Annotated in this window: 16 protein-coding genes; 10 read left to right on the top strand and 6 right to left on the bottom strand. The window is 58.9% G+C overall.

Annotated elements, in window-relative coordinates:
- Nucleotides 1-33: 33 nt before the first annotated feature.
- From BFP96_RS25490 to BFP96_RS25480, 3 genes are all read right to left on the bottom strand, one after another.
- Nucleotides 34-219 carry a hypothetical protein gene (locus BFP96_RS25490; RefSeq protein WP_065886041.1) on the bottom strand — a complete coding sequence of 62 codons (186 nt, stop codon included), beginning with the start codon at nucleotides 217-219 and terminating at the stop codon, nucleotides 34-36.
- 284 nt (nucleotides 220-503) lie between these two features.
- Nucleotides 504-1,610 carry an NADH:flavin oxidoreductase/NADH oxidase gene (locus tag BFP96_RS25485; protein WP_065898185.1) on the bottom strand — a complete coding sequence of 369 codons (1,107 nt, stop codon included), beginning with the start codon at nucleotides 1,608-1,610 and terminating at the stop codon, nucleotides 504-506.
- A gap of 153 nt (nucleotides 1,611-1,763) precedes the next feature.
- Nucleotides 1,764-3,665: a potassium transporter Kup gene (locus BFP96_RS25480; protein WP_065898186.1), complete on the bottom strand. Its 1,902-nt coding sequence runs from the start codon at nucleotides 3,663-3,665 to the stop codon at nucleotides 1,764-1,766.
- 366 nt (nucleotides 3,666-4,031) lie between these two features.
- Between BFP96_RS25480 and BFP96_RS25475 the strand changes: the two genes are divergently transcribed.
- The 9 genes from BFP96_RS25475 (at nucleotide 4,032) to tsaA (ending at nucleotide 10,277) form a co-directional block, all read left to right on the top strand.
- Nucleotides 4,032-4,322 carry a type II toxin-antitoxin system RelB/DinJ family antitoxin gene (locus BFP96_RS25475; protein ID WP_057723256.1) on the top strand — a complete coding sequence of 97 codons (291 nt, stop codon included), beginning with the start codon at nucleotides 4,032-4,034 and terminating at the stop codon, nucleotides 4,320-4,322.
- The gene (locus BFP96_RS25470) at nucleotides 4,288-4,602 is read left to right on the top strand and encodes a type II toxin-antitoxin system YafQ family toxin (RefSeq protein WP_065898188.1); all 315 of its coding nucleotides are present in this window, start codon (nucleotides 4,288-4,290) and stop codon (nucleotides 4,600-4,602) included. Before BFP96_RS25475 ends, BFP96_RS25470 begins: the two co-directional genes overlap by 35 nt.
- Before the next feature lie 285 nt (nucleotides 4,603-4,887).
- On the top strand, nucleotides 4,888-5,292 hold the full coding sequence (locus tag BFP96_RS25465; protein ID WP_065937242.1) for a hypothetical protein: 405 nt from the start codon (nucleotides 4,888-4,890) through the stop codon (nucleotides 5,290-5,292).
- A gap of 9 nt (nucleotides 5,293-5,301) precedes the next feature.
- Nucleotides 5,302-5,820: a GNAT family N-acetyltransferase gene (locus BFP96_RS25460; protein ID WP_065898190.1), complete on the top strand. Its 519-nt coding sequence runs from the start codon at nucleotides 5,302-5,304 to the stop codon at nucleotides 5,818-5,820.
- 537 nt (nucleotides 5,821-6,357) lie between these two features.
- On the top strand, nucleotides 6,358-7,698 hold the full coding sequence (gene rimO / locus BFP96_RS25455) for a 30S ribosomal protein S12 methylthiotransferase RimO (protein ID WP_065886038.1): 1,341 nt from the start codon (nucleotides 6,358-6,360) through the stop codon (nucleotides 7,696-7,698).
- 103 nt (nucleotides 7,699-7,801) lie between these two features.
- On the top strand, nucleotides 7,802-8,269 hold the full coding sequence (locus BFP96_RS25450) for a GNAT family N-acetyltransferase (protein ID WP_065891933.1): 468 nt from the start codon (nucleotides 7,802-7,804) through the stop codon (nucleotides 8,267-8,269).
- 67 nt (nucleotides 8,270-8,336) lie between these two features.
- Nucleotides 8,337-9,047 (top strand): rRNA pseudouridine synthase, encoded by a 711-nt coding sequence (locus BFP96_RS25445; RefSeq protein WP_065886036.1) that lies wholly within the window; start codon nucleotides 8,337-8,339, stop codon nucleotides 9,045-9,047.
- A gap of 69 nt (nucleotides 9,048-9,116) precedes the next feature.
- Nucleotides 9,117-9,578 carry a DUF1456 family protein gene (locus tag BFP96_RS25440; protein WP_005785469.1) on the top strand — a complete coding sequence of 154 codons (462 nt, stop codon included), beginning with the start codon at nucleotides 9,117-9,119 and terminating at the stop codon, nucleotides 9,576-9,578.
- Between the two features lie 3 nt (nucleotides 9,579-9,581).
- Nucleotides 9,582-10,277 carry a tRNA (N6-threonylcarbamoyladenosine(37)-N6)-methyltransferase TrmO gene (gene tsaA / locus BFP96_RS25435; RefSeq protein WP_065886035.1) on the top strand — a complete coding sequence of 232 codons (696 nt, stop codon included), beginning with the start codon at nucleotides 9,582-9,584 and terminating at the stop codon, nucleotides 10,275-10,277.
- Nucleotides 10,278-10,394: 117 nt separating this feature from the next.
- On the opposite strand, the gene fpr is transcribed toward tsaA, so the two are convergent.
- On the bottom strand, nucleotides 10,395-11,174 hold the full coding sequence (gene fpr / locus BFP96_RS25430) for a ferredoxin-NADP reductase (RefSeq protein WP_003189055.1): 780 nt from the start codon (nucleotides 11,172-11,174) through the stop codon (nucleotides 10,395-10,397).
- Between the two features lie 124 nt (nucleotides 11,175-11,298).
- On the opposite strand from fpr, the gene BFP96_RS25425 reads away from it, so the two are divergent.
- Nucleotides 11,299-12,225 (top strand): LysR family transcriptional regulator, encoded by a 927-nt coding sequence (locus BFP96_RS25425; protein WP_010212678.1) that lies wholly within the window; start codon nucleotides 11,299-11,301, stop codon nucleotides 12,223-12,225.
- Nucleotides 12,226-12,228: 3 nt separating this feature from the next.
- On the opposite strand, the gene BFP96_RS25420 is transcribed toward BFP96_RS25425, so the two are convergent.
- Both BFP96_RS25420 and erdR read right to left on the bottom strand, forming a co-directional pair.
- The gene (locus BFP96_RS25420; protein ID WP_003189051.1) at nucleotides 12,229-12,591 is read right to left on the bottom strand and encodes a diacylglycerol kinase; all 363 of its coding nucleotides are present in this window, start codon (nucleotides 12,589-12,591) and stop codon (nucleotides 12,229-12,231) included.
- A 76-nt stretch (nucleotides 12,592-12,667) separates the two neighbouring features.
- The gene (erdR, locus tag BFP96_RS25415) at nucleotides 12,668-13,318 is read right to left on the bottom strand and encodes a response regulator transcription factor ErdR (RefSeq protein WP_065891931.1); all 651 of its coding nucleotides are present in this window, start codon (nucleotides 13,316-13,318) and stop codon (nucleotides 12,668-12,670) included.
- Nucleotides 13,319-13,324 lie beyond the last annotated feature (6 nt).

The following is a 13,324-nucleotide window of genomic DNA, read 5'->3' as shown; positions in this document are numbered from 1 at the left end:
GCAATGCGCTCCCACACGGTGTCCGCCCACCCTTCAAAACCGCGACACGGTTTTCATCGCCCCAATCAAATACCGCATCGCAACCTGATCGCTCTCGGTCAGGGTGCGATAATGCGCCAGCAGTTCGACTTCATCCGAACTCAACCTGCGGCCACGCAAGGACATCCTGCGGATCAGAAAAGACGCCATCACACCCGCTACACCATAGGACTTGGCCATGGACTGCTTCTCCTGATATCGATCCAATACTCCTGCTGCCCATTATCCGCGTGACGTGAAGCGGACTGACTTCCTGGGCCGAAAATCAGGCTTACCTTAAGCGTAGAAACAATCTGGTTACGTGTGGGATTTTTTTAGAGTATTCACTTAAATAATTGCGTCGGTAATAAATACCTACAACCCTTTCTCACGCCTTCACCGACCACTCAGATCGATCTGCGTCATCACCACGAGCAAAAAAAACCCACCGTGTCAGGGTGGGTTGTGTGGGCATACGCTAAGGGTCAATCCCTGAGATCCGATTCATGAATCGGCTGGTCGCGGTGCGTCGCCCGTTGATATTGCGCCGGCCAGATCGCCTTGCGCCCGCCCAGGTCATCGTCGGCATGCAGCGGCCAGTACGGGTCGCGCAACAATTCGCGGGCCAGGAAGATAATGTCGGCCTGGCAGGTGCGCAGGATGTGTTCGGCCTGGGCCGGTTCGGTGATCATGCCGACCGTGCCGGTGGCGATGCCCGACTCTTTGCGTACCCGCTCGGCAAAGCGCGTCTGGTAACCGGGGCCGGTAGGGATTTCGGCGTTGGCGGCGGTGCCGCCGGAGGACACGTCGATCAAGTCCACGCCCAGGTCCTTCAGGCGGCGCGCCAGTTCCACGGTTTCATCGGGGTTCCAGCCGTCTTCCACCCAGTCGGTGGCTGACACGCGCACAAACAGCGGCAGGTTCTGGGGCCAGACTTCGCGCACCGCGCGGGTCACCTCCAGGACCAGGCGGATGCGGTTTTCGAAGGAGCCGCCGTACTGGTCCTGACGCTGGTTACTGATGGGCGACAGGAACTGATGCAGCAGGTAACCGTGGGCGGCATGGATCTCCACCACTTCGAAACCTGCGGCCAGGGCACGCTTGGCGGCGGCGACAAAATCGGCGATCACTTGGCGGATCTGTGCCTCATCCAGCGGCTTGGGTTGCGTGTGCTGAGGGTCGAATGCGATAGGCGACGGGCCTACCGGCACCCAGCCACCGTCCTCTGGCTTGACGCTGCCATGCTTGCCGATCCACGGCCGATAAGTGCTGGCCTTGCGCCCGGCGTGCGCCAATTGAATACCGGCCACCGCGCCTTGCGCCGCGATAAAGCGTGTAATGCGTTGCAACGGTTCGATCTGTTCGTCTTTCCACAACCCCAGGTCCTGGGCGGTGATGCGGCCATCGGCGGTCACGGCGGTGGCTTCGGTGAAGATCAGCCCGGCGCCGCCCACGGCACGGCTGCCCAGATGCACCAGGTGCCAGTCGTTGGCCAGGCCATCATCGCTTGAGTATTGGCACATCGGTGATACCGCGATGCGGTTCAGCAGGGTGAGTTGACGCAGGGTATAGGGTTCGAGCAGCTGACTCATGGCGCACCTCTTCGGGTTCTGTGGGCAAGCTCCAAGGCTCTCTTTCATGGTGCTTAGAGCCTAGTCGACAACGAACAATCGCACAGGGTTCCAGAGGTAAAGGGCTCCAGAGGTAAACCGGGAGCCGATTGCCGGCCCCCGTGCTGCAGCGCCTTACATCTCGACCTGAGTGCCCAGCTCGATCACCCGATTGACCGGGAGTTTGAAGAAGCGCAGGTTGCCGTTGGCATTCTTCAACATGAACGCGAACAACGCTTCGCGCCAGCGCGCCATGCCTTTGATACGCGAGGCGATCACGGTTTCGCGGCTGAGGAAGTAAGTGGTGCGCATCGGGCTGAAATCCAGTTCGTCCAGATGGCACAGTTTCAGTGCCTCGGGCACGTCCGGCTCATCGGTAAAACCAAAGTGCAGGATCACCCGGAAGAACCCCTCGCCATAGGCGTCCACTTCGAAACGCCGCGTCGCGGGCACACGCGGGATGTCTTCGTAGACCACCGTCAGCAGCACCACCTGCTCGTGCAGCACCTGGTTATGCAGCAAGTTGTGCAGCAGCGCATGGGGCACGGCATCGGGCCGGGCTGTGAGGAAGACCGCCGTGCCCTGCACGCGATGGGGCGGCTGCACGCGGATACTGCCGATAAATATCGGCAGCGGCAGGCCGCCCTCGTCGAGGCGCTCGACGAGCAATTGCTTGCCGCGCTTCCAGGTGGTCATCAGCACGAACAGCACGATCCCCGCCAACACCGGAAAGGCGCCGCCCTGGATGATCTTCGGCACGTTGGCGGCAAAGTACAGCCCGTCCACCAACAGACAGCAGAGCAACACCGGCACCGCCAGCACCGGCGGCCATTTCCACAGCAGCAGCATCACCGCAGACACCAGGATCGTGGTCATCAGCATGGTGCCCGTCACCGCCACGCCATAGGCGGACGCCAGCGCACCGGAGGATTCAAAACCCAGCACCAGCAGGATCACGCCCACCATCAGCGACCAGTTCACCGCGCCAATATAGATCTGGCCCTGTTCGGCGCTGGAGGTATGTTGAATGTGCATGCGCGGGATATAACCCAGCTGGATGGCTTGGCGCGTCAGGGAGAACGCACCGGAAATCACCGCCTGGGAGGCAATCACGGTGGCCAGGGTCGACAGCACCACCAGCGGAATCAGCGCCCAGCTCGGCGCCAGCAGGTAGAACGGGTTGCGCGCCGCTTCCGGATCGCCCAGCAACATGGCGCCCTGGCCGAAATAGTTGAGCACCAGCGCCGGCAGCACCAAAATGAACCAGGCACGGGCGATGGGTTTGCGGCCGAAGTGGCCCATGTCGGCATACAACGCTTCGGCGCCGGTCAGTGCCAGCACCACCGCGCCGAGGATGGCCACGCCGATGCCGGGGTGAGCCTCGAAGAAGCGCACGGCCCACATCGGGTTCATGGCGCTGAGCACTTCAGGGTGCAGGGTGATGCCATACACGCCAAGGCCGCCCAGCACCAGGAACCAGGTCACCATCACCGGCCCGAACAGCTTGCCGATGCGGTCAGTGCCGTGTTTCTGGATCAGGAACAGCGCCACCAGGACCACCAGCGCGATGGGCACGACCCATCGTTCCAGGCCGTCGAACGCCAACTCAAGGCCCTCCACGGCCGACAACACCGAAATCGCCGGGGTGATCATGCTGTCGCCGTAGAACAGCGCCGCTCCACACAAGCCGCACACCACCAGGAAACTGCGCAATTTCCTGCGCTCCCCGGCCGCACGACGTGCCAGAGCGGTCAGCGCCATGATGCCGCCTTCGCCCTGGTTGTCGGCACGCAGCACGAACAGCATGTATTTGATCGACACGACCCAGATCAGCGACCAGAAGATCAGTGCCAGGATCCCCAACACCCCGTCATGATTGACCTGCACCCCATAACCGCCATTGAACACCTCTTTAAGGGTGTAGAGCGGGCTGGTCCCGATATCGCCATACACCACCCCGACCGCTGCTACCAGCATGCCAATCGGCTTGGCGTTCGAATGCTCGGCACCCGCTGCCTGACTACTTGCCTGACCCATCAACCACTCCTGCCCTTTGACCTGAGGTCGCTTATAAACAACGTGCTCAAACTGACCGTAGCATGCGCTGTTTTACTTCTCGTAACAGACGTTTTGTTGACCTTCGGATTTTACCTACGCGCAACGGCGCGAAGCATAGCGCAGCGCTGGTCGCATTTCTCTGCATTAAAACAGGCGTCTTTTTGCCTGCATTGACGTCACTGAGTACCAACGCTACGTTTTCGCGTGTTAAAGGCACCGTGATTCCGACGTATGGGGGGCCGGGCGTCACGCTTGGAGCAAAAAGCGTTTGCTCGGTTTTGACGGGTTGATCCATACTCAAGACGTAGCCACAACGTAGCTACATTTTTGATAGGGAGTCACGATATGTCTGCATTACTGAAAACCACTGATGTGCGTTGTCGCATAGACGAGGATTTGAAGGAGCGTGCCACTGCTGTGCTCAATGCCTGTGGGCTTAGCCTCAGTGACGCCATGCGTCTTTTCCTCCGTCAGGTAGTGACGACGCAAGGGCTGCCTTTCGAGGTACGCATCCCTTCGGAGAAAACCGCTCGCGCCATGAAGCAAGCGCATGCTATCCGTCGCCAGTTCGACTCGATCGATGACATGCTAAGGGACGCCGATGGCGAAGCAGGAGAAGAAGCAAAAACGCGCTGACATACCCAAGCAATGCGCACAGACACCTGAGTTTAAAAAATCCTGGGAGCGCTATAAACGCGCCGGGCGTCGAGACATGAGTGAGGTCAGGGTAGTGATGGTTTCGCTTTTTTTGGGCGAACAACTACCCGCCGAGTATCGAGACCATGCGCTTACCGGAAACTGGGACGGGTTCAGAGAATGCCATATTGGTGGTGATTTCCTGCTGATTTACGAACATTCACGGGCTGACCTGATCACCTTTGTAGACTTGGGGAGCCACGCTGAATTATTTGCTTAGGCATTGGGGTATTGAAGAGCACAGCGCTCGTCGCATTTCCCCGCATAAAGCTGGTCAAGCGCGCTGCCCGCCCTTCACGGTGGCGGCGTCATTCGATACCGAGGTTAGACATGTCCACCACCATCGAAAAAGCCAACCCCAAGGTTGGCTTTGTTTTCCTGGGTTGCCCCTAAGATCTTTACTCTACACTTCATTTTCTTGATCTTTAGTAACACCCCCTTAAAGGCAAGGCCATAGGCGGTTAGCAAAAATGGGATAGAATGAAGGCTGACGGAGGAATACAGAGTGAACAAAGCAGCTCAGCAAAAAAAACATACCCGAATTACGCACGGCAAAATGGTGTCAGTGACCATTCGTGGCCGGAACGGAAGCTTCAAGGCTCTCCTTTCAAGCGCGGACGATGTAGTTGAACGGCATGTCACGAAAAGCCTCTCGAGCAGCGTGTTGAATCAAAAAGACTCAACGCATCGTCCAATGCGTGCGCCCCACCTGTCGGGCCTTGAACGCGATCTGGAAGAGTTGAAGAAGGTTGTTGCAGCACTGGCCGTGCGCTCTGTCGCGCATGAAGAGAAGGCCGCTGATTTTGATGTCGAGGGCATAACCGTGCTTGACGCCAACACAGCGTACCAACTCCTAGATAATCCCCCTGAGCCCACTGACACACTCCGCAACCTGCTGGCCTTGCGCTAAGGGCTTTCAATGGATTTCATCACCGTCGACTTCGACAGGTCGATTGACCGCTCTGCATTTGATTGCGGGCCGCACCCAGCCTTGAACACGTACATTGCCCAGCACGCAGGGCAAGACCAAAAGCGAAACGTCTCCCGCACATTCATGTACGTCGAAGATGGGGCACTGCTGGGCTATTACACCCTAGCGAATGCCTCTGTAGCCCTGCAAGAGCTAAGCGATGACCAAAAAAAGAAAATGCCTCGGTATCCTATGCCGGCAGTGCTTTTGAGTCGTCTGGCGATCGACAAGGGCACTCAAAGCAAGGGGCTCGGCCAGAGATTGATGTCTGACTTCTTCCGTCGCGTGTACACGGTTTCCAAGCAGTCTGGTGTAGCGTTTGTGATCGTCGATGCAAAAGACCAAGATGCTGCGGATTACTACCAGCGTAAGTTAGGGTTTGTGCCATCCACGAATAACCCCCTTCGCTTGGTACTTTCTACCGCAACCTTCATCCAGACGTTAGAAAGTAACTTGCCGCAGGCATAGCTCGTACCTGGTCATCCACAGGCCAGCAATGTGCACATTTGTGCAAACCGGTGAACCTGGAACATTTGGCGATAGACCACGTAAACCGTGGTCTTCCTTCTCCCAAGCCATCTACCAAGCTTTGACTTAGAGCGCCTTTGCGCAAAGAGCTCGCCAGCAGTGCTTTGGCTTATGCGGTGAATAAAGCGTCTTGAAGAGTCAGGCAACGTTTAAGCGAGAGCTTTATGTGCATATGCTGGTCACACAGATGCGGTGCAAGGGCGTGCCGCTTACACCTCAAGAAAGGCGTCGTTACCCGCCCATAGCAGGAGACATGCGCGTAGACTCGGCGATATCCGGCGAGTTAGGGCGCAGCTCTAATATCCGATGCATGTACGGATAATTGCCGATCTAGCGCTCGTCGCATTTCCCCGCATAAAGCTGGTCAAGTGCGTTGCCCGCCGCTAGAATTGCGCACTTTTTGATCAGAGGCGCACCAAGCGCCCGTCCGCTGCCTGCCCTTCACGGTGGCGGCGTCATTCGATACCGAGGTTAGACATGTCCACCACCATCGCAAAAGCCAACCCCAAGGTTGGCTTTGTTTCCCTGGGTTGCCCGAAAGCTCTGGTCGACTCCGAGCGCATTCTCACGCAACTGCGTATGGAAGGTTATGACGTCGTCTCCACTTACCAGGACGCGGACGTGGTGGTGGTCAATACCTGTGGTTTCATCGACTCGGCCAAGGCGGAGTCCCTGGAAGTGATCGGCGAAGCCATCAAGGAAAACGGCAAGGTCATTGTGACCGGCTGCATGGGCGTGGAAGAAGGCAATATCCGCAACGTCCACCCAAGCGTGCTCGCCGTGACCGGCCCGCAGCAGTACGAACAGGTGGTCAACGCCGTGCACGCCGTGGTGCCACCGCGCCAGGACCACAACCCGTTGATCGACCTGGTGCCGCCGCAAGGCATCAAGCTGACGCCGCGTCACTACGCCTACCTGAAGATTTCCGAAGGCTGCAATCACAGCTGCAGCTTCTGCATCATCCCGTCGATGCGCGGCAAGCTGGTCAGCCGCCCGGTGGGCGATGTGCTGGACGAGGCCCAGCGCCTGGTCAAATCCGGCGTGAAAGAGCTGCTGGTGATCTCCCAGGACACCAGCGCCTACGGCGTCGACGTGAAGTACCGCACCGGTTTCTGGAATGGCGCGCCGGTGAAAACCCGCATGACCGAACTCTGCGAAGCGCTCAGCAGCCTGGGCGTGTGGGTGCGCCTGCACTACGTTTACCCGTACCCGCACGTGGACGAGCTGATTCCCTTGATGGCCGCCGGCAAGATCCTGCCGTACCTGGACATCCCGTTCCAGCACGCCAGCCCCAAAGTGCTCAAGGCCATGAAACGCCCGGCCTTCGAAGACAAGACCCTGGCGCGGATCAAGAACTGGCGCGAGATCTGCCCGGAACTGATCATCCGTTCGACCTTTATCGTCGGCTTCCCCGGTGAAACCGAAGAAGACTTCCAGTACCTGCTGGACTGGCTGACCGAAGCCCAGCTGGACCGCGTCGGCTGCTTCCAGTACTCGCCGGTCGAAGGCGCGCCGGCCAACCTGCTGGACCTGGCCGTGGTGCCGGACGACGTCAAGCAGGACCGTTGGGAGCGTTTTATGGCGCACCAGCAAGCGATCAGCTCGGCGCGCCTGCAACTGCGCATCGGCAAGGAAATCGAAGTGCTGATCGACGAAGTCGACGAGCAAGGCGCGGTCGGCCGTTGCTTCTTCGATGCGCCGGAAATCGACGGTAACGTGTTTATCGACGATGCCAGCGGTTTGAAGCCGGGCGACAAGGTCTGGTGCACCGTGACCGATGCCGACGAATACGACCTGTGGGCGCAAAAGCGCGACTAAAGCTGTAAAAAATTGAAAAAGCCCTGCTTCTGGACAAGATGCGGGGCTTTTTTAGGTCTATCGTTTTGCCCATTGTTACCTGATTAAAAAAGAGACCGCAGGCATGCGTGAGCATTCGGTTATCCACACCCCCAACAATAGCGATTACCCCGAGCTGGCGAGGATCTGGGAGGCCTCGGTGCGCGCCACTCATGACTTTTTGCCGGAAAGTTACATTGTGTTGCTCAAAGAGCTGGTGCTGACGCGCTATCTGGATTCAGTGATGCTCGTGTGTACCAAGGATTCGAGCCAGCGCATCACTGGGTTTGCCGGCGTAGCGGCGGGCAAGGTGGAAATGCTGTTTATCGACCCCCTGCACCGTGGCCAGGGCCTGGGGCAGCAATTGCTGCGCTACGCGATCAACTGCATGAATGCCGATGAGCTGGATGTGAATGAGCAGAATCCGCAGGCGCTGGGTTTTTACCTCAAGCAAGGCTTTGAGGTGATCGGACGCACGGAGCACGATGGCCTGGGCCAGCCCTATCCGTTGCTGCATCTGCGCCTGCGCCAGCAGCAAATACGCAGTGGCTGAAATGGGGCCGGGATTAACCGGCGCCAGGCAGGTACAATAGCCGCCCCCTTTTGTTACGGCCCTTGTCATGACTGACCCCATACGCCTCTCCAAACGCCTTATCGAACTGGTCGGTTGCTCCCGTCGGGAGGCTGAGCTGTTTATCGAAGGCGGCTGGGTCTCGGTGGACGGTGAAGTGATCGACGAACCGCAGTTCAAGGTCACCACCCAGAAGGTCGAGCTGGACCCCGACGCCAAGGCTACCGTGCCGGAACCGGTGACCATCCTGTTGCACGCCCCGGCGGGGATGGATGCCGAGACGGCCATGGCGTCGATCAGCGCCGAAACCTTGTCGGAAGAACACCGCTTCAGCAAGCGCCCGCTAAAAGGCCACTTCCTGCGCCTGACCGCCAGCGCCGATCTGCAAGCCAAGGCCAGCGGCCTGCTGGTGTTCACCCAGGACTGGAAAATCCTGCGCAAGTTGACCGCCGATGCGGCCAAGATCGAGCAGGAATACGTGGTGGAAGTCGAAGGCGACATGGTCGCCCACGGCCTCAACCGCCTGAACCACGGCCTGACCTACAAAGGCAAGGAGCTGCCGGCCGTGAAAGCCAGCTGGCAGAATGAAAACCGCCTGCGCTTTGCGCTGAAAAACCCGCAGCCAGGCGTTATCGCACTGTTCTGCGAAGCCGTTGGCCTGAAAGTCGTCGCCATCCGCCGCATCCGCATTGGCGGCGTGTCCATTGGCAAGGTGCCGGTGGGCCAATGGCGTTACTTGTCCGGCAAAGAGAAGTTTTAGGCCGTTACCCTTTTCCCGACACCGCCTGATTGGGCGGTGTCTACCCGCTGAAAACCAGGATTGCCCACCATGATTCACAACGACGTACTGCGCAGCGTGCGCTACATGCTCGACATCAGCGATAACAAGATGGTCGAGATCATCAAGCTCGGCGGCATGGACGTGACCAAGGAAGACCTGCTCACCTACCTCAAGAAAGATGAGGAAGAAGGCTTTGTGTTCTGCCCGGATGAGGTGATGGCGCATTTCCTCGACGGTTTGGTGATTTTCAAGCGCGGCAAGGATGAAAGCCGTCCGCCGCAGCCGATCGAAACCCCGGTGACCAACAATATCATCCTGAAAAAACTGCGCGTGGCCTTCGAATTGAAGGAAGACGACATGCACGCCATCCTCAAGGCCGCCGAGTTCCCGGTGTCCAAGCCCGAGCTGAGCGCGCTGTTCCGCAAGTTCGGCCACACCAACTACCGCACCTGTGGCGATCAGTTGTTGCGCAACTTCCTCAAGGGTCTGACGCTGCGGGTCCGTGCGTAAGCCATGAGTTATCAGGTCTCGCCCATCGGCTTCGTACGCTCCTGCTTCAAGGAGAAGTTCGCCATCCCGCGTCAACCGCAACTGGCCCCGGCCGCCCGCGGTGTGCTGGAGCTGGTGGCGCCGTTCGATGGCGGCGAGGCGGTGCAGGGACTGGAGCAGGTCAGCCATGTGTGGCTGCTGTTTCTGTTTCACCAGGCGCTCGAAGACACGCCACGCCTTAAAGTGCGACCGCCGCGCCTGGGCGGCAATACGTCCATGGGCGTGTTTGCGACCCGCGCCACCCATCGCCCCAACGGGATTGGCCAGTCAGTGGTCAAGCTGGACAAGGTGGAAGCGGGCCGGCTGTGGATTTCCGGGATCGATTTGCTCGATGGCACGCCGGTGCTTGATATCAAGCCGTATGTGCCGTACGCCGATATCGTCGACACGGCCACCAACAGCATCGCCAGCGGTGCGCCGCCCCTGATTGGCGTGCAGTGGCTCAAGACCGCGCTGCAACAGGCGCAGGGCCATGCCCAGCGTCTGGGTGAGCCGTTGGTGGAGTTGATTGACCAGTGCCTGGCGCAAGATCCACGGCCGGCGTACCAGACGCCCGGGCCGGAGCGCGAATACGGCGTGCAGTTCTGGGATGTAGATGTACGTTGGCACTATCCCGAGGCAGGGATGATTTGCGTATTGGAAGTGGTGCCTGCTGGATAAACCGGAACCCAAATGTGGGAGGGGGCTTGCCCACGATAGCAGTGTGTCAGTCAACTCATCTGTGACTGATCCACCGCAATCGGGGGCAAGCCCCCTCCCACATTTTTTTGATCGCGTTTATTTTTCGACGAACGCACGCTCAATCAGATAGTCACCGGGCTCACGCATGCGTGGCGAAACCTTCAGGCCGAAGCTGTTCAGCACTTCGCTGGTTTCGTCCAACATGCTCGGGCTGCCGCACAGCATGGCGCGGTCGTCCTCGGGGTTGATCGGTGGCAGGCCGATGTCGCTGAACAGCTTGCCGCTGCGCATCAGGTCGGTCAGGCGACCTTCGTTTTCGAACGGCTCGCGGGTCACGGTCGGGTAGTAGATCAACTTGTCACGCAACGCCTCGCCGAAGAATTCGTTCTGCGGCAGGTGCTCGGTGATGAACTCGCGGTAGGCGACTTCGTTGACGTAACGCACGCCGTGGCACAGGATCACTTTTTCGAAGCGCTCGTAGGTCTCCGGGTCCTGGATCACGCTCATGAATGGCGCCAGACCCGTACCGGTGCTGAGCAGGTACAGGTGCTTGCCCGGCTTCAAATCGTCAAGCACCAGGGTGCCTGTCGGTTTTTTGCTGATGATGATCTCGTCGCCTTCCTTCAAGTGCTGCAACTGGGAAGTCAGCGGGCCATCCGGCACCTTGATGCTGAAGAACTCCAGATGCTCTTCCCAGTTCGGGCTGGCAATGGAGTAAGCGCGCATGAGCGGGCGGCCATTGGGCTGTTGCAGGCCGATCATCACGAACTGACCGTTCTCGAAGCGCAAACCCGGATCGCGGGTGCACTTGAAGCTGAACAGAGTGTCGTTCCAGTGATGAACACTGAGGACACGCTCGTGGTTCATGTTGCTCATGTACGGGGGACTCCTGGAAATGGGTCTGCGCCAAATGTGAAGTGCGCAATTGCACAGCATTCTAATGGCGGCGACAATATCTGTTAACTGGATTATTAAGATAAGGGTTATCGGTTATATCGATATGCGATTTACTCTCCGTCAACTGCAAGTCTTCGTCGCCGTCGCCCAGCAGGAAAGCGTGTCCCGCGCTGCTGGCCTGCTGGCCTTATCTCAATCCGCCGCCAGCACCTCGATCACCGAGCTGGAGCGTCAATCCAGCTGCCAGTTATTCGACCGCGCCGGCAAACGCCTGAGCCTCAACGCCCTCGGTCATCAACTGTTGCCCCAGGCGGTGGCACTGCTGGACCAGGCCAAGGAGATCGAGGACCTGCTCAATGGCAAGTCCGGCTTCGGCTCACTGGCGGTGGGCGCCACCCTGACCATCGGCAATTACCTGGCGACCCTGTTGATCGGCAGCTTCATGCAGCAGCATCCCGAGAGCCAGGTGAAGCTGCATGTGCAAAACACTGCCCATATCGTGCATCAGGTGGCGCATTACGAAATTGACCTGGGTCTAATCGAAGGCGACTGCAGCCACCCGGACATCGAGGTGCAAACCTGGGTGGAGGATGAGTTGGTGGTGTTTTGCGCACCCCAGCATCATTTGGCCAAACGTGGCGTGGCCAGCATGGATGAGCTGACCCATGAAGCGTGGATCCTGCGCGAACAAGGCTCGGGCACGCGCCTGACGTTTGATCAGGCCATGCGCCATCATCGCAGCGCATTGAATATCCGCCTGGAGCTGGAGCACACCGAGGCGATCAAACGGGCAGTGGAATCAGGTCTGGGGATTGGCTGCATTTCGCGGCTGGCACTGCGCGATGCGTTCCGGCGTGGCAGCCTGGTGCCGGTAGAAACCCCGGATTTGGACCTGGCCCGGCAGTTCTACTTCATCTGGCATAAGCAGAAATACCAGACCTCGGCGATGCGCGAGTTCCTGGAGCTGTGCCGCGCGTTTACCGCCGGGGTTCAGCGCAGCGACGAAATCGTACTGCCGAGCATCGCCTGATCGTCAGATCAGAATCACCGCCCACACCAGCGTGATCATGGTCAAGGCCACGAATTGCGCGGCGCTGCCCATGTCCTTGGCGTTTTTCGACAGTGGGTGGCGGTCCAGGGAGATGCGGTCGATGGCCGCCTCCACTGCTGAATTGAGCAATTCGACGATCAGGGCCAACAGGCACACGGCAATCAGCAATGCGCGTTCGACGCGGCTGACCTGCAGGAAAAAACTCAACGGAATCAGGATGACGTTCAGCAGCACCAACTGACGGAACGCCGCCTCGCCGGTGAAAGCCGCGCGCAGGCCATCCAGGGAATAGCCCCCTGCGTTGAAAATACGTTTGATACCGGTTTGACCCTTGAAAGGCGACATAGATGTAGGCAACTGAACCAAAAGGAGTGGGAAAACTAGAGCACGCAAAGTCAAAAAAGCGTGAATCGGTAACAGCTTAATGCTGCGAAATTGACTCAAGTTGTTGCAGGAGTAACGCCGCCTGGGTGCGCGTGCGTACGCCCAACTTGCGGAAAATAGCGGTGACATGGGCCTTGATCGTCGCTTCCGACACGCTCAGCTCGTAGGCAATCTGCTTGTTCAACAGGCCTTCGCAGACCATGGTCAACACGCGAAACTGCTGAGGCGTCAAGCTGGCCAGGCCATCACGGGCCGCCTTGGCTTCCTCGGACACGTTGATTTCTTCAAATGCTTGCGGTGGCCAGGACACATCACCGTCCAATACCGTGCGCACAGCCTTCTGGATATCTTCCATCGCACTGGACTTGGGAATGAAGCCGCTGGCGCCGAACTCCTTGGAACGCACCACCACGTCAGCCTCTTCCTGCGCCGAGACCATCACCACGGGTATCTGCGGATATTGCCCGCGCAGCAGCACCAGCCCCGAAAAACCGTAGGCGCCGGGCATGTTCAGGTCGAGCAGCACCAGGTCCCAGTCGGATTTTTCGGTCAAGCGGGCTTCCAACTCGGCAATGCTGGCGACTTCGACCAGTCGCACATCCGGGCCAAGGCCCAGGGTTACGGCCTGATGCAGCGCACTGCGAAACAGCGGGTGGTCATCGGCTATCAGGATGTCGTATGTGGCCATTGATTA

This window comes from Pseudomonas sp. 34 E 7 (assembly GCF_900005715.1).
GTDB classification, from domain to species: domain Bacteria; phylum Pseudomonadota; class Gammaproteobacteria; order Pseudomonadales; family Pseudomonadaceae; genus Aquipseudomonas; species Aquipseudomonas orientalis_A.
Note: the sequence above shows the minus strand (reverse complement) of the source record. Positions and strands in the feature narration are given on the sequence as shown.

Coding starts and splice junctions, on each gene's coding strand:
- BFP96_RS25490 (WP_065886041.1), bottom strand. CDS start 219: ATGGCCAAGTCCTATGGTGTAGCGGGTGTGATGGCGTCTTTTCTGATC.
- BFP96_RS25485 (WP_065898185.1), bottom strand. CDS start 1,610: ATGAGTCAGCTGCTCGAACCCTATACCCTGCGTCAACTCACCCTGCTG.
- BFP96_RS25480 (WP_065898186.1), bottom strand. CDS start 3,665: ATGGGTCAGGCAAGTAGTCAGGCAGCGGGTGCCGAGCATTCGAACGCC.
- BFP96_RS25475 (WP_057723256.1), top strand. CDS start 4,032: ATGTCTGCATTACTGAAAACCACTGATGTGCGTTGTCGCATAGACGAG.
- BFP96_RS25470 (WP_065898188.1), top strand. CDS start 4,288: ATGGCGAAGCAGGAGAAGAAGCAAAAACGCGCTGACATACCCAAGCAA.
- BFP96_RS25460 (WP_065898190.1), top strand. CDS start 5,302: ATGGATTTCATCACCGTCGACTTCGACAGGTCGATTGACCGCTCTGCA.
- rimO (WP_065886038.1), top strand. CDS start 6,358: ATGTCCACCACCATCGCAAAAGCCAACCCCAAGGTTGGCTTTGTTTCC.
- BFP96_RS25450 (WP_065891933.1), top strand. CDS start 7,802: ATGCGTGAGCATTCGGTTATCCACACCCCCAACAATAGCGATTACCCC.
- BFP96_RS25445 (WP_065886036.1), top strand. CDS start 8,337: ATGACTGACCCCATACGCCTCTCCAAACGCCTTATCGAACTGGTCGGT.
- BFP96_RS25440 (WP_005785469.1), top strand. CDS start 9,117: ATGATTCACAACGACGTACTGCGCAGCGTGCGCTACATGCTCGACATC.
- tsaA (WP_065886035.1), top strand. CDS start 9,582: ATGAGTTATCAGGTCTCGCCCATCGGCTTCGTACGCTCCTGCTTCAAG.
- fpr (WP_003189055.1), bottom strand. CDS start 11,174: ATGAGCAACATGAACCACGAGCGTGTCCTCAGTGTTCATCACTGGAAC.
- BFP96_RS25425 (WP_010212678.1), top strand. CDS start 11,299: ATGCGATTTACTCTCCGTCAACTGCAAGTCTTCGTCGCCGTCGCCCAG.
- BFP96_RS25420 (WP_003189051.1), bottom strand. CDS start 12,591: ATGTCGCCTTTCAAGGGTCAAACCGGTATCAAACGTATTTTCAACGCA.
- erdR (WP_065891931.1), bottom strand. CDS start 13,318: ATGGCCACATACGACATCCTGATAGCCGATGACCACCCGCTGTTTCGC.